At 72.0% G+C, this 16470-nt stretch carries 17 protein-coding genes; 9 read left to right on the top strand and 8 right to left on the bottom strand.

Annotated elements, in window-relative coordinates:
* Positions 1-291: 291 nt before the first annotated feature.
* Both ACH4VO_RS14195 and ACH4VO_RS14190 read right to left on the bottom strand, forming a co-directional pair.
* A complete protein-coding gene (locus ACH4VO_RS14195; protein WP_014155340.1) occupies positions 292-495 on the bottom strand; it encodes a cold-shock protein in 204 nt (67 codons plus the stop codon).
* A 305-nt stretch (positions 496-800) separates the two neighbouring features.
* Positions 801-1163: a MerR family transcriptional regulator gene (locus tag ACH4VO_RS14190; RefSeq protein WP_360995869.1), complete on the bottom strand. Its 363-nt coding sequence runs from the start codon at positions 1161-1163 to the stop codon at positions 801-803.
* Between the two features lie 720 nt (positions 1164-1883).
* Here ACH4VO_RS14190 and ACH4VO_RS14185 point away from each other — a divergent pair.
* Positions 1884-2102, top strand: a complete 219-nt coding sequence (locus ACH4VO_RS14185) for a hypothetical protein (RefSeq protein ID WP_360995866.1) — start codon at positions 1884-1886, stop codon at positions 2100-2102.
* 29 nt (positions 2103-2131) lie between these two features.
* On the top strand, positions 2132-2980 hold the full coding sequence (locus tag ACH4VO_RS14180; protein WP_360995863.1) for a GNAT family N-acetyltransferase: 849 nt from the start codon (positions 2132-2134) through the stop codon (positions 2978-2980).
* Between the two features lie 51 nt (positions 2981-3031).
* Here the strand turns inward: ACH4VO_RS14180 and ACH4VO_RS14175 are convergent, their stop codons facing one another.
* From ACH4VO_RS14175 to ACH4VO_RS14165, 3 genes are all read right to left on the bottom strand, one after another.
* Entirely contained in the window at positions 3032-3445 is a 414-nt protein-coding gene (locus tag ACH4VO_RS14175; protein ID WP_360995861.1) for a hypothetical protein, read from the bottom strand.
* Between the two features lie 93 nt (positions 3446-3538).
* Positions 3539-5350, bottom strand: coding sequence for a SpoIIE family protein phosphatase (locus ACH4VO_RS14170; protein ID WP_360995858.1), 1812 nt, complete (start codon positions 5348-5350; stop codon positions 3539-3541).
* An 82-nt stretch (positions 5351-5432) separates the two neighbouring features.
* Positions 5433-6170, bottom strand: coding sequence for an alpha/beta fold hydrolase (locus ACH4VO_RS14165; protein WP_360995855.1), 738 nt, complete (start codon positions 6168-6170; stop codon positions 5433-5435).
* A gap of 159 nt (positions 6171-6329) precedes the next feature.
* On the opposite strand from ACH4VO_RS14165, the gene ACH4VO_RS14160 reads away from it, so the two are divergent.
* The 5 genes from ACH4VO_RS14160 to ACH4VO_RS14140 all read left to right on the top strand — a co-directional run bounded on the left by ACH4VO_RS14160 (position 6330) and on the right by ACH4VO_RS14140 (position 11059).
* Complete coding sequence (locus ACH4VO_RS14160) at positions 6330-6815, top strand: peroxiredoxin (protein WP_360995852.1); 486 nt, start codon at positions 6330-6332, stop codon at positions 6813-6815.
* Between the two features lie 107 nt (positions 6816-6922).
* Positions 6923-7444 carry an NfeD family protein gene (locus tag ACH4VO_RS14155; protein ID WP_360995849.1) on the top strand — a complete coding sequence of 174 codons (522 nt, stop codon included), beginning with the start codon at positions 6923-6925 and terminating at the stop codon, positions 7442-7444.
* An 87-nt stretch (positions 7445-7531) separates the two neighbouring features.
* Positions 7532-9001, top strand: a complete 1470-nt coding sequence (locus ACH4VO_RS14150) for an SPFH domain-containing protein (RefSeq protein WP_360995847.1) — start codon at positions 7532-7534, stop codon at positions 8999-9001.
* 259 nt (positions 9002-9260) lie between these two features.
* On the top strand, positions 9261-9731 hold the full coding sequence (locus ACH4VO_RS14145) for a cation:proton antiporter regulatory subunit (RefSeq protein ID WP_069171732.1): 471 nt from the start codon (positions 9261-9263) through the stop codon (positions 9729-9731).
* Positions 9732-9733: 2 nt separating this feature from the next.
* Entirely contained in the window at positions 9734-11059 is a 1326-nt protein-coding gene (locus ACH4VO_RS14140; protein WP_360995843.1) for a cation:proton antiporter, read from the top strand.
* A 503-nt stretch (positions 11060-11562) separates the two neighbouring features.
* Here the strand turns inward: ACH4VO_RS14140 and ACH4VO_RS14135 are convergent.
* Complete coding sequence (locus tag ACH4VO_RS14135) at positions 11563-12645, bottom strand: M56 family metallopeptidase (protein WP_360995841.1); 1083 nt, start codon at positions 12643-12645, stop codon at positions 11563-11565.
* 14 nt (positions 12646-12659) lie between these two features.
* Entirely contained in the window at positions 12660-13100 is a 441-nt protein-coding gene (locus ACH4VO_RS14130) for a BlaI/MecI/CopY family transcriptional regulator (protein WP_360995838.1), read from the bottom strand.
* A 170-nt stretch (positions 13101-13270) separates the two neighbouring features.
* On the opposite strand from ACH4VO_RS14130, the gene ACH4VO_RS14125 reads away from it, so the two are divergent.
* Positions 13271-13726, top strand: coding sequence for a TerB family tellurite resistance protein (locus ACH4VO_RS14125; RefSeq protein ID WP_360995835.1), 456 nt, complete (start codon positions 13271-13273; stop codon positions 13724-13726).
* A 717-nt stretch (positions 13727-14443) separates the two neighbouring features.
* Here the strand turns inward: ACH4VO_RS14125 and ACH4VO_RS14120 are convergent.
* Positions 14444-15511 (bottom strand): helix-turn-helix domain-containing protein, encoded by a 1068-nt coding sequence (locus tag ACH4VO_RS14120; protein WP_360998241.1) that lies wholly within the window; start codon positions 15509-15511, stop codon positions 14444-14446.
* Between the two features lie 309 nt (positions 15512-15820).
* On the opposite strand from ACH4VO_RS14120, the gene ACH4VO_RS14115 reads away from it, so the two are divergent.
* Positions 15821-16459: a hypothetical protein gene (locus tag ACH4VO_RS14115; protein ID WP_360998214.1), complete on the top strand. Its 639-nt coding sequence runs from the start codon at positions 15821-15823 to the stop codon at positions 16457-16459.
* Positions 16460-16470 lie beyond the last annotated feature (11 nt).

Here is a 16470-nt window from a genome sequence, read left to right as displayed (position 1 = left end):
CCTTCCCTCGAATGGCACGTGTCGAGGGATTCTTTCCGGGCGGCTGCAGCCATGTGAGGCGCCAAGAATCGCAAGAACGAGCCGGTGAAATAACGAAAAGCGAAGCCCGCCCGCCGGATGAACCGGCCCGTTGCGATGCTTCAGCATGACTGCAGTTCACTGCTCCGACCCGGCCGGCGCCCGCCCGGTATTGCCTACCGGTCCAGCGCTGGCCGTGGTCGGGGAAACACAACGAGCTGGGGCCCGCACCCCAAGGTGCGGGCCCCAGCTACGCAGTACGCCTGATGGTGATCAGGCGGGGGTGATGTTCTCGGCCTGCGGGCCCTTCTGGCCCTGCGTGACGTCGAAGTTCACCTTCTGGCCTTCCTGCAGCTCACGGAAGCCCTGGGCGGCGATGTTCGAGTAGTGGGCGAAGACGTCAGCGCCGCCACCCTCCTGCTCGATGAAGCCGAAACCCTTTTCCGAGTTGAACCACTTCACGGTGCCAGTAGCCATGTCATATCTCCTTCGGGGCGTTGCCCGTGGGCCCACACTGTGCGGGCCCTACGTCGCCGCAAATGATTGCCCCGTCCGGAAGAGACCGGAAATACAAAAGTGCGCTCACCGGAGTGAAACCGGCGAGAGCACTTGAAGTTTTGGGAACCACAACTGCAACTGGTCCCAACCGTAGCACGATTCGGGCCGAGGCGGGCTGTACGCCATATCACTCCGGCGGCACTCCACCGCTTACGGCATAAACTCTCATCGCTCATTGCGCGCAATTCTGTGCCGACGGAATCAGATATGCACCCGTCCGCCGGTCAGGAATCGGTACCGCTCCGGCCCGCCTTCGGCCGCCGGGGTTCCTCGTCGAGCCGGAGTTCGTCGTTGAGCCGCAGGGCCTCCTCGAGCTGGTCCTCCAGGATGACGATGCGGCAGGCCGCGTCGATGGGCGTGCCGCTGTCGACCAGCTCGCGGGCACGGGCGGCGATGCGGAGCTGGTAGCGCGAGTAGCGGCGGTGGCCGCCCTCGGAACGCAAGGGCGTGATCAGGCGGGCCTCACCGATCGCCCTGAGAAAACCCGGCGTCGCGCCGATCATCTCCGCGGCTCGCCCCATGGTGAAAGCGGGGTAGTCGTCGTCATCGAGACGATCCGTGGCGTGCGAGGAGATCTCCGGGGGCATTTGCACCTCTTCTGCTGCGCACCGGCCACCGGTATGGCCTGGCTGCACAAGAAAGCCTAGGCGTACGGGTAGGTCATGTCTATCGCTGCTATACCAGGTTCCCGGCGCATCGGACACCCTTCCTGCGGCGCGCGCTTTGTCGACCGGGGGCGCCGCGCCGCCCCCGACCTGCCGGTCCGCACCCCACGGCTGACCGGCCGGTCAGTTGTCGGGGGACCCGTGAGCGGTCATACTGCACAGGTAGCCCTTCACGCATCCCCCGTCGTGAAGGGCTACTTACATGCCCGGCCCCTGCCCCGGGAACCGGCGCCCGGACCGGGACGGCGCCGGGACCGGGACGGCACACGGACCGGGACGGCACGCGGAGCACGGAGCGGCAGCCACCGGACGGTCACCGGCGCGTCGCGGGCGGCGCCCCGGTCGGCGGCCTTCCGCCTCGTCCCGGCCGGCGGTTCCACCGGAGGGGGCCACCGCTCACCCGCACGGCCCCGATTGCGGTCCCGCCCCGCAGCCGGTTACGTGGACGGAGGGGCCGCGCACGTATCCATGACTTGTCCCGCGAATCCCCGGCGGACGCGCGACGACAGCTCGGCGACTCACCGCGTTGCCGCCACATACATCCGGTATGCGGATGTCCCTCCGCCGTGAGACGGACCGCGTCCGACGCCGCGCCCTGACCCTCGAGGGCTGGCGGGTCAGCCCTTAGCAGGAGGTCATCCGATGTCCAGGACACCGAAGAGCTCCGCATTCGGCCTGATCTTCAGTCCGGCCGGCAGCGCGGTCGCTGTCGTCCGTACCCTGCGGCACATGCGCCGGGGCCGGGGCACGAAGGACGGGCTGAGCACCGCGAACACCGTGGCCGGGCTCCTGCCCCTGGTGATCTCCGCCCTGATCGTGCTGCGCAGGCTGCGCGGACGCTCCGCCCGGCACGGTCATTGAAACGGTCCGGTACCGGGTACGGACGTCCCGTGCCGAACTTCGAGATCACCACCGCGAGTGCCCACGACATCACGCTGCTGGGGGAGTGGGCCCACGCCGAGGGATGGAATCCGGGCCTCACCGACGGGCAGGCGTTCTTCGCCGCCGATCCGTGCGGCTTCCTCGTCGGACGTCTCGACGGCGAGCCCGTCAGCTCCGTCTCCGTGGTGCGGTACGGCGCCGACTTCGGATTCCTGGGCTTCTACCTGACCCGGCCGGCGCAGCGAGGCAGGGGGTACGGCCTCCGGACCTGGCAGGCGGGCATGGCGCGGCTGCAGGGGCGCACCGTCGGCCTCGACGGCGTGCCCGCCCAGCAGGACAACTACCGCAGGTCCGGCTTCCGGGTCGCCTGGAGCAACGCCCGCTACGAGGGCGCCGTCCCCCAGGACATCGCGCCGCCTTCGGGCGTCACCCTGACCGATGCCAGGACCCTGCCCTTCGCCCTCCTCACCGCGTACGACCGGCGCTTCTTCCCCGCAGCACGCGACAGCTTCCTCGCCGCCTGGATCACCACGCCCCGGCGCACCGCTCTCGCCGCCGTGCGTGACGGAAAGCCCGTGGGCCTCGCCGTGCTGCGCGAGTGCAGGGAAGCCTCGCGCATCGGGCCGGTGCACGCCGACTCACCCGGCGTGGCCGCCGCACTGGTCAGCACGCTCGCCGCCACGGCTCCGGAGCGAGCCGTCGCGATCGACGTCCCCGACATCAACCCGCAGGCCGTCCGCCTCGCGGAGCAACTCGGCCTGACGCCGTCGTTCGACACGGCACGGATGTACACGGACGCCGTACCCGACATGGACCGGGCGGGCATCTTCGGCATCACCAGCCTCGAACTCGGCTGATCCGGAGCGCCCTCCCGGGCGGTTCGAGACGGTCCGGACAGTCCCGGGCAGTCAGGCCGCCCGGCCCGCCGCTCCGGTCCGTATCCGGCCGCGCAGCCGCTCCAGCACCCGGTCTCGCAGCAGTTCGTACTCCTCGCGGAGCCGTACGATCTGCGCAGGCCGTTCGATCACCACACCCGCGCAGATGATTTCGTGCGGGGCGAACTGCTCGCGCGTCAGGTCGATCTCGATGCCCATGCCCAGCCGGTTCCACCAGTGGTAGTCGACGCGCTCCCCGTCGACGTGCACCTCGCCGCGGATCAGTTCGCCGCCCAGCAGGTCGTTGATCACGAGGGCGGTGACTCCGCACTGGTCCCGGGCGGGATTGCCGGGATTCCACCGCGGCCGGTGCTCGGGCGTGGTGGTGTCCGCGTCCCAACTGCTGCGGACGGCGGCTTCGATGTCGGCGAGGAGGAGGGGTTCCATGCCTGTGATGGTCTCAGCAGGCACTGACATCGACGCTGATACCCGGGTTCCGGCGGTCGTGGCCCGGGTACTGACTGACGCGGCGGGACCCGTTCAGGTCTTCTTCCCGTCCCTGATCCGTGAGGCCAGGACGGCGATGTCGTCCTCCGCGTGCTGGCCGAACCTGCCGATGACCTCCTCCAGCAGGTCGTCCAGCTGCCCGCTCGGCGGGAGTGTGACGCTCGCGAGCCGTCCGACGGACACGTCGATGTCCTCGTTCCGGCGCTCCACCAGCCCGTCGGTGTACATCAGGAGCACCGTGCCCGGACCGCACGGCACCGTCGTCGTCGCGTACGTGCCGAAGCCCATTCCGAGCGGTGGGCCGGCCGACAGCTCGGCGATCCGCGCGGCGGACGCGCCGGGGTCGATGAACACGGGCGGCAGATGGCCGGCGCTGGAGAGATGGCAGAGCCCCTCGGAGCGGTCGACGACCGCGAGCAGGCAGGTCGCCGCCCGGTCCACCCCGGAGCGCTCCACCGCCTTGTCGAGCCGCTCCAGGACCAGGTGCGGCGGCTGGTCGTCCTCGGCCAGCAGACGCAGCAGCGAGCGGTAGTGGCTCATGGCGACGGCCGCCTCCACGCCGTGGCCCATGACATCGCCCATCGCCTTCAGATGGCGCCCGCCCCGGAGCGGGATGACGTCGAACCAGTCGCCGCCCACCAGCGCGCCCTGGTCGGCCGGCAGGTAGCGGGTCACCACCTCGACGTGCGGCTGGGGCCCTCTCGGCTCGGCCAGCAGGGAGTTCTGGAGCTCGCGGGCGATGGTGTGCTCGTGGGCGTAGCGGCGGGCGTGGTCGAGGTCGACGGCCGCCCGCCCCGCCAGTTCCCGCGCGACGAGCACGTCCTCGTCGGTGAAGGGCGGCGAACCCTCGGCCCGGGCGAGGCTCAGACAGCCCAGCGGACGACCGCGCACGGTGAGCGGCACGATGACCGCCGAGTGCATACCGACGGCACGGGCCGCTTCGACCCGCTTCCTGGTGAGCTCGGAACGGGTGAGCTGGTCCTCGCTGCCGAGATCCTCGATCCGCGGCTGGTTCGCCTCCAGGCAACGTGGTACCGGCGCGTCCTCCTCGTAGTCGATGTACTCCCCGGCGCGCCCGAACTGATCGGCTGCCGACTGGAGTCCCGGGACCGCCACGAGGGCGGACCGTCTCAGCCGGAGGACACCGGGCGGCGCGTTGCGCACCGTGTGCCCGATCTCCGACGGGCACACCTCGACGGCGGCGAGGTCGGCGAGCGCCGGCACGACGAATTCGGCGAGCTCCCGGCAGGTGGTGTCCATGTCGAGGGTCGTTCCGATGCTGACGGCCGCGGTGTCCAGCAACGCCAGGTGACGCCTGGCGCGCTCCAGCTGCTCCTGCTGGTGCTGGGCCTTGCTGATCTCGAGCACGAGTGCGACGACGCCCCGGATCCGCCCGTTCTGCTCCAAGCGGTGGTACGCCCCGTGCCAGTACCGGCGTTCGAGCGCCGAGGGCGCCCAGGTCTGTCCGCTGGACACGGCCTCGCGCGGGCGGCCGTCCCTCAGCACGGCCCGGAGTACGTCCTCACGGGCGTCGACCTCCGGGAGTACCTCGCCGATGGGCCTGCCCAGGTGCTCACGGGCGGGAAGTCCGTCGAGCCGCTCGAGTGCAGGGTTGACGTAGAGGAAACGCAGCTCCGTGTCGAGCACCCCCACGCCTGCCGTGGTGCCTCCGAGGAGGACGTCGAGCGGGGCGGGGTCGAGCGGCGGCGGGTCAGCCTCGGTGTCCTCCACACCCTGCAAGGGAACCTCCCGGGACGGGTGGGCTCGGCCGGCGGAGGCGATCGAGTCCGTGGGCGGCCCGGCCGCCCTTCGTCCCATGGTCGGCCGCCGCCCCGCGCGCCGCATCTCCGCGCCGCTCCCGAGACCCCCGCGGTCCGGCCAGGCGCCGTCGCGCCGTCCGCCGTCCCGTCGTGTCCCCGCCCGGAGCTCAGCGCGGGGCAGCCCCGCGCGGCGCGTTGCCGCCCGGTCCGGTGGGCAGGCTGTCCAAGGTCATCGTGCCGTCGGCCGGCAAGGCGTCGACCGGCAGCCGCAGCGCCGCGTCGACGGCGTCCGGGAGGGCGCTGAGGCCCAGCAGGCCGCGGACGAGTGTGGTGGTCAGGTGGTGCCAGGCCGGGGCCCGGCGGAGCATCGCGTGGTCGCTGCCCGGGACCGTGACCAGGCAGGTACGGGCACCGGCGTGCCGGGCCCGGGCCGTGAGTGCCTGGGAGGCGTCGGGGCTCGTCACCCGGTCCCGCGTACTGTGCAGCAGCACGACGTCACGTCCCACGAGCTGCGTGACCGGGTCTCCGGGCGGGCACCACGGGGCCAGGCCCACCACCGAGCGGACCAGCGGATGGCCGGCTGCCTGGAGGGCGGCGCGGGCCCCCATCGAGTGGCCGAGGAGGACCACCGGGATGTCGCCCGCCTCCTGCCGCAGGGCGTCCAGCGCACGGACGGTGTCGTGCAGTGGGTCCCGGCGGGTCCCGTTCCATCCCCGGTGCGTGTAGCGAACTGCCCGCACCCGTATGCGTACGCCGGAACCCCGGACGGCTCGGGCCACCGCACGGGTGATCGGCACCATCCGCAGGCCCGGCAGGTTCAGGACGCCGGGCGCGGGCGGGGCGATGCCCGTCTCGTAGCCACCGTGGAGGATCAGCACCGCTGCCGAAAGCGGTCGTCCGGTCACACATGCCTCCTCTGCGGGTCCGGACCGGGACTCCGGCCCTCTCCCCCTGGTTCGGTGCCGAACGGCGTACGGATGGGTCGGATGTGTCGATACGCGGAAAGTGCCGTTCACTGTACGAGTCACGCGCCCTCGCGCGTACGGATTGAGGAGCAGCCCGATATGGCATCAGGACCCCGGCCCGGCCACCTGGCACCCGATTTCGTCCTCCCCGGCGGCGTCCTGGACGGCGACGCCTTCGAGCGGCGCGACTACGCGCTCTCCGCCGCGCGCGGACGCAACGTCGTCCTCGCCTTCTACCCCGGTGACAACACGGCCGTCTGCACCAAGCAGCTCTGTTCCTACTCCTCGGGGCTCGACGTGTTCGAAGGGCTCGACGCCGAGGTCTGGGGAATCAGCCCCCAGGGTGTGGACAGCCACGAGTCGTTCGCCCGCGCCCACGGTCTGCGCATGCCGCTCCTGGCCGACACGGGGCGGGAGACCGCCCGGGCGTACGGTGTCGCGGCGCCCGGCATCGGCGTACGGCGCTCCGTCTTCGTGATCGGGCCGGACGGTGTGCTGCGGTGGAAGCACGTCGCCCTGCTGGGAGCGACGTTCCAGTCGTCCGACACGCTCGCCGAGAAGCTTTCCGGCATCAAGACCGCCTGAAGACTGCCGGGTTCCGGCAGTACCACTCGCGGGTCGCCTATGGGACCATTCAACCAGTTCGGCGGAAATATCTCGGGGGAGATCGAAGCACCAGGGGGAGTGATCACGTGACCGTTCTGCTGGGTCTCGGCATGGCCGGCATCGCTCTTCTCACCTTCTCCCTGATCTTCGACGGACTCCTCGAAGGACTCTTCGGCGACGCGCTGGGCGGCGTGCTGAACGGCTTCTTCGACGGCCTGCTCTCCCTTCCTGTCATCGCCGGTTTCCTCTCCATGCTCGGTTTCGGTGGCGCGATCGTCCTCGGTACGACCGGCGTGGGCACGCCTGCGGCCGTCGCGGCCGGTGCCGCCGCCGGAGTCGTCGCGGCGTGGCTGACCTGGAAGTTCAGTCAGGCCCTGATGCGGGATCAGACCACGGCGACTCCGCGCGGGGAGGACCTCGTCGGCACCTCCGGGTCCGTCGTCACGCCCATCCCGGCCGACGGCTACGGCGAGGTTCTGCTGCGACTCGCGGGCCAGACCGTGAAGTTCTCCGCGAAGAGCGCGGTGCCGGTCGAGCGGGGCGCGGAAGTCTGGGTGGAGGCCACCCTGTCGACCACCTCGGTCACGGTCCGCCCCGTCGAGCGCTGACCGCCCACCGCCGATCCGCACGCCTGTCCGCAGTCCGCACAGTTCGAACAACTGCCGCCCCTTTGGGAGGCAGGGGGGACACACCTCATGAGTCCAGTAGTGACCGCCATCGTCGGCGTCGTCGTTCTCGTCGTTCTCCTGGCCCTCGCCGTGATCACCCGGTACAAGGTCGCGGGCCCCAGCCAGGCCTTCATCATCACGGGCCGACGGGGCAAGAAGTCCACCGACCCGGTGACCGGGCGCACCAGCATCGACAACAGCGGCCAGAAGGTCGTCGTCGGCGGCGGCGTCTTCGTCGTGCCGTTCGTCCAGCAGAAGTTCACCCTGGACCTCTCCAGCCGGCACATCCCCGTCGCCGTCCGCGGGGCCGTCACCCTGCGCGGGGTGAAGTCCAACCTCGAAGGCGTCGCCATCGTCAAGGTCGGTGGCAGCGAGGACGCCATCCGCGCCGCCGCCCAGCGCTTCCTCCAGCAGCAGAACGGCATCGTCGGCTTCACCCAGGAGGTGCTGTCGGGTGCCCTGCGCGCGATCGTCGGCCGCATGTCGGTCGAGGACATCATCCGTGACCGTGCCGCGTTCGCCGGGCAGGTCGCCGAGGAGGCCGAGGCCAGCCTGTCCGGCCAGGGCCTGATCCTGGACGCCTTCCAGATCCAGGACATCACCACCGAGGGCTCCTACCTCGAGGACCTCGGGCGGCCCGAGGCCGCCCGCGCCAAACAGGAGGCCGACATCGCCGAGGCCATCGCCCGGCGCGCCTCGGAGCAGGCCCGGCTGAAGGCGGCCGAGGAGATAGCCATCGCCGAGCGGACGTTCTACCTCAAGCAGGCCGAGATCAAGGCCGAGACGGAAGCTGCGGCCGCCAAGGCGAACGCCGCCGGCCCCCTCGCCGAGGCCGCCCGCCAGCAGGAGGTCCTCGCGGAGCAGGAGAAGGTCGCCCAGCGCCAGGCCGCCCTGACGGACCGCGAGCTCGACACCAAGGTCCGCAAGCCCGCCGACGCCGCCCGCTACCAGGCGGAGCAGGAGGCCGAGGCCCGCCGTATCGCCCAGGTCAAGGAGGCCGAGGCGGACGCCGAGCGCTCCCGCCTCACCGGCCAGGGCGAGAAGCTGCACCGCTCGGCCCTCGCCGACGCCGTGCGTACAGAAGGTGAGGCCGAGGCCGCCGCCATCGCGGCGAAGGGCGCCGCCGAGGCCGAGGCCATGCAGAAGAAGGCCGATGCCTTCGCCCGGTACGGGGACGCCGCCGTCCTCCAGATGCTGGTCGAGGTGCTCCCGCACGTCGTCGCCAAGGCGTCCGAGCCGCTGAGCGCCATCGACAAGATGACGGTCATCTCCACGGACGGCGCCAGCCAGCTCTCCCGTACGGTCACGGACAACGTCGCCCAGGGCATGGAGCTCCTCAGCTCCACCACGGGCGTCGACCTCGCCGCCCTGCTCCAGAACCTCCGGGGCAAGGCGGCCGGTACCCCCACGCCGGGACCAGCAGCCGTACCCGCGGCCGGGTCGGGTGCCGCGAACGGGTCGGGAGCCGCGGCCGGCACGATCGAGGTCACGGACTGAGCCACCCCTCCGCTCCAACCGGGCCCGGCGGGACATCCACACCTCCCGCCGGGCCCCGCTGCGTCGCGGGCGCCTCGTCGGTGTGTGATCACGGACAGGGTCTACCCGCAAAGCCCCAGGTCACAAATGATCCGGTTGTCCGTTTCCTACCGCCGACAGCGCGAAGCACCCGGGGCGAGAGGGGGCCGGTTAGGGTAATGGGGAGCTAAAGAAATCACCAAAACGCGTCGCGTATCGCCGCGCTCCTGGGGAGGAAACCATGGGGACCCACCGCACATCGCTGCCGGGAGTCGGCGTCCAGTACGACTACACCACCGAGTCGGGACAGCACATCTCCGTGGTCGTGCACCACGACGGACGCCGGTTCCTGGGGTTCTACGAGAAGGACGATCCTGATTCGTGCCGCCTCTCCGTACCCCTGACCCCGGCGGAGGCCACCGGACTCGCGCATCTCATCGACGCCGCGCCGATCGATGCCGTGCGGACCGAGGGGATCGACCTCGTCACCGAGCACATTCCGCTCGGGGCCCGGTCCCCCTACGGCGGGCGGATGCTCGGGGACACCCGGGCGCGGACCCGCACCGGGGCGTCCATCGTGGCCGTTCTGCGTACCCACAGCGCGCATCCGTCGCCCGGGCCGGACTTCCGGCTGGCCATCGGGGACACGCTCGTCGCCGTAGGAACGCGTGAGGGCGTCGACACGCTCTCCGAGATCATCGCGGAGGGCTGACCGTGCACGACACGACCACACTGCTGGTGGAGCTGGGCTCCCTCATCCTGGGGCTCGGCATCATCGGACGCTTCGCCGGGCGGATAGGTCTCTCACCGATCCCCCTCTACCTGCTGGCGGGACTCGCCTTCGGGGAGGGCGGACTCCTTCCGCTCGGCTCAAGTGAGGAGTTCACCGCCATCGGGGCGGAGATCGGCGTCATCCTCCTCCTGCTCCTGCTCGGACTCGAATACAGCGCCTCCGAACTCGTCACCAGCCTCAAGACGCAGTACCCGTCCGGGGCCGTGGACTTCGCGCTGAACGCCACCCCAGGCGCCGCCGCCGGACTGATGCTCGGGTGGGGGCCCGTGGGGGCGGTCGCGCTGGCCGGGGTCACCTGGATCTCGTCGTCCGGCGTGATCGCGAAGGTGATGACGGACATGGGGCGGCTCGGTAACCGCGAAACGCCCGTCATCCTCGGTGTCCTCGTCATCGAGGACCTCGCGATGGCCGTCTACCTGCCGCTGCTCACCGCGATGCTGGCCGGCGCCGGGCTGGCCGGTGGCAGTATCACCCTGCTGATCGCGCTCGGGACCGTCGGCTTCGTGCTGTACCTGGCGCTGCGGCACGGGCGCCTCATCAGCCGGGCGGTGTCGTCCGACAACCCGGAGATGCTGCTGCTCGTGGTCCTCGGCCTCACCGTCCTGGTGGCGGGTGTGGCACAGCAGTTGCAGGTGTCCGCCGCGGTCGGTGCGTTCCTGGTGGGCATCGCCCTGTCCGGTGAGGTCGCTGAGGGCGCCCGCAAGCTGCTGACGCCGTTGCGGGATCTGTTCGCCGCCGTCTTCTTCGTGTTCTTCGGACTGTCCACCGACCCGGCGGAGATACCCCCGGTGCTCCTCCCCGCCGCGCTGCTGGCGATCGTCACCGCCTTCACCAAGATCGGCACCGGCTGGTACGCCTCGCGGCGGGCCGGGATCGGCCCGCGTGGGCGCTGGCGCGCGGGCGGCACGCTCGTCGCGCGCGGTGAGTTCTCGATCGTGATCGCCGGTCTGGCCGTGGCGACGGAGCCGCGGATCGGGCCGATCGCCACCGCATACGTGCTGATCCTCGTCATCGTCGGGCCGCTCACGGCCCGGTGGACCGAGCCGGTCGCGTCCAGGGTGCAGGCGGTGCTCGCGGGCAAGGGCAAGGGCAACGGCAACGGGGCCGGTGAGAAGCCGACCCTGCCCGTGTCGACCGGCGATCCGACGCCGACGCACGACGGGCTCACGCCGACGCACGACGACTCGGTGCCGACGCACGACGGGCTCACGCCCGAGCCCGCGGGGCGGGACGGGAAGCGGACCTGAGGATCGACCCGCGGTTCCCGATGGATCAGCCCGGGGGCGCCCGACACGCTGCAGCGCATGGCGGAGGGTCTGTCTGGACACGCGGGGACGTCCCGACCACGCGGCAGGTGCCGTAGCTGACGCCGCACGCCCGCCGGGGGTTGCGGAACAGCCTTCAGGACCCCGCCGGCCCTTCCGTCAGGCCCCTCCGGTTCGGCTCCGCGACCGTGCCGGACTGGTCCCCGGCCGGGCCTACGTCCGCACGAGGGAGTGGATCTCGGGTGCGGTGCCTCGCCGGCCGCTCCGGTGAGGGCCGTCAGCGCGTCGGCCAAGGCCGTGCGCCGCGCGGGTGCGAGGCGTTCCACGATCGCGGTGATCTCCCTCCGGCGGCCTGCGGTGACGTCGGCGATGAGGCGGCGGCCGTCCGGTGTCACCCGGGGCACCACGGGTGTCTCGATCCCCTTCGTCGCGCTGGTGTCCGTTCCGTGGAGCGGCAGGCCGGCCGGGGGCCGGACCGCTCGGACTCAGAGCGGCGTGGCCGCGTGCAGGATGCGTACGAGCATCACCGTCGCGTTGAGCGACGACAGAGCGGAGGCCGCGGTCCCCACGGTCGCGAGCATCGCCGCGATTCCCAGGTGCGCCGAGGGCGGCGGCCACAGCCCGGTGGAGGGCACGGGGCTGAGCAGCGCGGCGACCCTGCGCGGCACCTGGCCGGCCGCGGCGAAGGCGGGCAGGGGGGCCCGGGCGGCGTCGGGCCCCGCCGGGCGGTTCGAGAACAGGGCCGCCTTGCCGACCGCCGTGGCGACGGTCCGGCGGCTGCCGACCGCGTGCGCCGCCTCCTCGTCCGCCCAGCGTTCGGTGCTGTACGTCACGGCCGTACGGAGCGGCAGCAGGAAGGGGTTGGCCCGCGCGGCCAGTTGGACCGCCAGCAGGTAGCGGTGGTGGCCGCCCGCCAGGTGCGCGCGCTCATGGGCGACGAGCGCGCGGCGTTCGGAGCCGTCCAGGCACGTCAGCATCCCGGTGGACACGACGACCCGACCACCGTGGCCGCGCGTACGGGGCAGGGCGTAGGCGTACGGGTCCGGGGACGCGACCACCGCCACGTCCGGTGCCCCGTCCACCAACCCGTCCACCGCCACGCCAGACGCCGCGTCCACCACCCCGGCCACCACCGCGTCCGCGTGCCGGGGAGGCGCGGGGTTGCCCGGGAGTTCCGCCCGCAGCATCGCCGTGTGCCCCGCGGACGGCGGCGGCAGGGCGCGGACTGCGCGGATCCGGGTCCGGGCGTGCCGGACCAGAGTGGCGCCGCAGGCGGCCACCACCGCTCCCAGGACGCCGATGGCGACCAGGCCCGCCTTCTCCTCGTAGGGGACGGCGGCGCGCACCTCCGGGTCGGACCAGCCGTCGGGCAGCGGGTTGCCGGGGAGCTGGGCCGTGCCGACCACCATCAGCAGGGCCAGGCACAGGGTGCTGCACAGCGCCAGCGTCGTGCCGACGGCGGCCAGCAGCCTCGTGGCGCTCCTGGGATGCAGGTGCTGTTCGGCGAGGCGGGCCATCGGCAGGGCGGTCAGCGGCAGCACGAGCGGGAGGTAGACGAAGACACCCATGGTGTGCAGCGCCCTCAGTCTTCCGGGCCGGGCTCACCGGCGTCGCCCGGCCCGGTGGCGCGGGAGAGGAGTGCGCGCAGCCGGGCCTCGTCGCCGGGCGAGAGCGCCGACACGAAGCGGGCGAGGACGGCCTCCCGGTCGCGCTCACCGTCCAGGACACGGCGCATCCGCAGGGCGGCGAGGCCCGCCTCGTCGGACGCGGGGGTCCAGACGTAGGAGCGGCCCTGGCGGGTGCGGGTCACGGCGTTCTTCGCGTAGAGGCGGGAGAGGATCGTGATGACGGTGGTGTAGGCGAGGTCGCCGTCGAGGTGTTCCTGCACCCAGCCCGCCGTCGCGGGGCCGTCCGCCGACCGCAGCACCGTGAGGACCTGGGACTCCAGCTGCCCCTGGCCCCGCCTGGGCAGCCGCGGGCTGTGCGGCGTGTCGCGGCTGTCCGCGCCTGTGGGCCTGTCCATCGCCGCATCCTACTGAGTGCCCGGTTTCCCGGCCCGGCGGGCGGCATACCTGCTAACTTCTACACGACTGTAGAGTTCGACTGGTTCCCGCGCCGCGGGTACCACCCGTCGCGGCTGCGGGTACGCACGCGGCGCACGCACCACAAGGCAACGCAACGTATGGAGACGTCATGGCCCTTTGGGATCGGATCAAGGAATCCGCGTCGACGATGCAGACGCAGCTGGAGGCGAAGAAGAACGACCTGAAGAGCGGGGCGTTCCGGGACGCGAGCATGGCCATGTGCGCCCTGGTCGCCGCTGCCGACGGTTCCATCGACCCGTCCGAGCGGCAGCGCGTGGCCGCCCTGATCGCGAGCAACGACGTCCTGCGGAACTTTCCCGCGGACGACCTCCAGCGCCGGTTCAACGACTATGTGAACAAGTTGACCGCAGACTTCGCCTTCGGCAAGGTCAGCGTGCTCCAGGAGATCGCCAAGGCGAGGAAGAAGCCCGCAGAGGCGCGTGCCGTCATCCAGATCGGCATCGTCATCGGCGGCGCCGACGGCGACTTCGACAAGTCGGAACAGGCTGTCGTGCGCGAGGCCTGCTACGCGCTCGACCTGCCGCCGCACGAGTTCGACCTCTAGGCTGGTCGCGCGGGTAGCGTCGTCCGCCCGGCAGACAGGCCTGGTGGCGTCCGGCGACCGCGAGCCGGAGCATCGCGCCGGCACCGGACGTATCGGAGGAGTCCCGACCACGCGGCGGGCGTGCCTGTCCGGCGCCACCGGAGCAGGCGTGCCAGGCATCGCCGGAGAGCCGGGACTTTCGAAGCAGGCCCCGGTACGGCACCACCCCCACCGGTACGACGGCGTCCCGCGTCCGCACGTCGTACGCCACGAACCGCCGGACGACCGCGGACCGGCCCACCTCCGGTCCGCGCCCGGCAGGCCGGGAGCGCCAACCCCCCTTCGCGCTCCCGGCCACCCCTTCGTTCCCATCCGCCCCGCCCGCGCAGGGGCGTGTTTCGGTAGCACCGTCCGCCCGGCAGGCAGGCCCGTCGGCGACCGGTGCGTGCGATCGCCGGGCGGAGCGTCGCCCCCATCCCGGACGTATCGCGGCGACCCGCAACGCGGCGCGTGAGCGTGACAGGTGCCGCCGGACAGACGGGACTTCCGGAACACGCCTAGGGCGTGTGTCGAAAGTAGCGCCGTCTGCCCGAAGGGCAGGCTCGGCGGTGTCCGGTGCGTGCGATCGCAAGGCGGAGGGTCGCCCCGATACTGGATGTATCGGGGCGATCCCGACAACGCGGCGAGTGTGCGTGCCGGGCGCCGCCGGGCAGGCGGGACTTTCGATACACGCCCTAGCTAGAGCTCGCTCGCCGGCCAGTCCAGCAGCCGGGCGCCGATCACCGCCGTCTGCAGCGTGTAGCGGTGCATCGGGTCGGCCGGGTCCGAGCCCGTCAGCTGGTGGATGCGCTCCAGCCGGTACGTCAGCGCGCGCACGCTCAGCGACAGCCGGCGGGCCGTCTCCGCGGCCACGTAGCCGGAGTCGAAGTACACGGACAGCGTCCGCAGCAACGGCTCCGCGCCACCCCGCGCGTTCTTGAGCGGGCCGAGTTCGCTGCGCACCAGGTCGGCCATCGCCTGCCGGTCCCGGGTCAGCACCGGGTAGACCAGCAGGTCGGCGGCGTTCAGCACCGGATCGTCCAGCCCCATCCGCTGTGCGAGATCGAGGGCGTCGAGTGCCTCGTCGTACGAGTGGACGACCCCGCCGGGACCGCGGTGGGGGCGGCCGACCGCGACCTGGCCGCCGTCCGTCGCCGCGTGCGCCTGCTTCGCGAAGTACCGCAGGACGTCGGGCTGGCTGCCGGGTGCGATGCAGACGAGGCGCCCGTCCTTCGTCGTCAGCAGGATCTTCCGCCCGTCGAAGCGGGCGAGCAGGGCCGCCTCCACGCTGCGGGGTGCGGCGTCGCTCTCGGTGTACGCCTCGGGGCCCGCCGCCACCGCGACAGCGTGGGCCCGCGAGAGCCGCAGCCCGAAGCGGGTGGCGCGCTCGGCGAGCCGGCCCAGGTCGCTGCGCCCGTAGAGCAGGTCGTCGATGAACTCCCGCCGCGCCGCCTCCTCACGGCGCACGGTGAGCCGCTGCGCCCGCTCGAAGCCTTCGGCGAAGGCGTCGACCGCCTGTTCCATGGCGGCCAGCACGTTCTCGACGGTGCCGGTCCCGAGGGCGGCGCGCGGCCAGCCGGTTCGGGTCGCCGACAGGTGAAGGCTCACCAGGGCGCGCAACTGATGCCCGGCCTCGGCGGCCTCACGGCCCAGGGCGCGCCGGGTCTCCAGCTCGTCACGGGTCAACCTGCGGCCCGTCTCGGCGACCTCGGCCAGTACGCGGGCATGGTCCCCCAGGAATCTTTCGGGGATCTCCGGTTCCGCCACCACTCACTCCTCCTTGCCGACAGCTGCGCCGTCGTTCCGCCGACGCCCACGGACCGTTGCCGGTACCCGGCAGGACGACCTCATGAAGTCTGCCGTATCCCGGCAGTGCGTGGGAGCGCCCCGGCTGACACCATCAGGGCAGCAACACACGGGGGAACAACGGGGGATGACGGGGGACACGGGGGAGCAGAACCGGTTGCCGCGGGACCGTTCGCGGTCCCGCGGCACCGGTGCCCCTCCGACGCCTCCGCCCGACCGCCGCCCCCGGGAGCCGTAAGCAGAAGCCCGAGGCCGCAGGGGGTGGACCCGATGACCGAATTCCTTTCCGCAGCACTGGCCTTCCCGGCCGTCCTCTTCGGTGCCGCCCTGGTCGTCGTCGTCTGCTTCTGGCTGCTGGTGCTGGCCGGCGTCACCGGCCCCGACTCCTTCGACACCGACCTCGACGCCGACTCGGTCGGTCTCGGCGGGGCCCCGGTCGCCGTGTCCGTGTCGCTGGTCGTCCTCGTCTCCTGGTTCACCAGCCTGACGGGGTCGGTCCTCGTGCTCCGCAGCGGTGTCACCGGTACCGCTCGGGCCGCGCTCCACGTCCTCGTACTGACGGGTGCGCTGCTGATCGCCCTGGGGGTCGTCCGCATGGTCGTGCACCGCTTCCGCCGCTGCTTCCCGGCGGAACCCCCGCCCTCGCGTCAGGACTTCGTGGGGCAGGTCTGCACGGTCCGCACCGGCTCCGTCAGCTCCGACTTCGGGCAGGCGGAGGTCGTGGCGGCCGACGGATCGACCGCGATCGTGCAGGTGCGGCAGCCACCGGGTCCACCAGGTCCGGGCGACGTGCTCGCGGCGGGCAGTACGGGGCTCCTGTACGCGTACGACGCCGAGGGCGAGTTCTTCTGGATCGCGGCATACGACGCGGCGCTCGCCCCGGGACCCCTGCCACGCGAGGCCCGCTGACCGGCCGGGCC

Origin of the sequence: Streptomyces sp. NPDC020780 (assembly GCF_044334475.1) — a bacterium.
Classification (GTDB): Bacteria; Actinomycetota; Actinomycetes; order Streptomycetales; family Streptomycetaceae; genus Streptomyces.
This window is presented reverse-complemented; position numbering and strand designations above follow the sequence as displayed.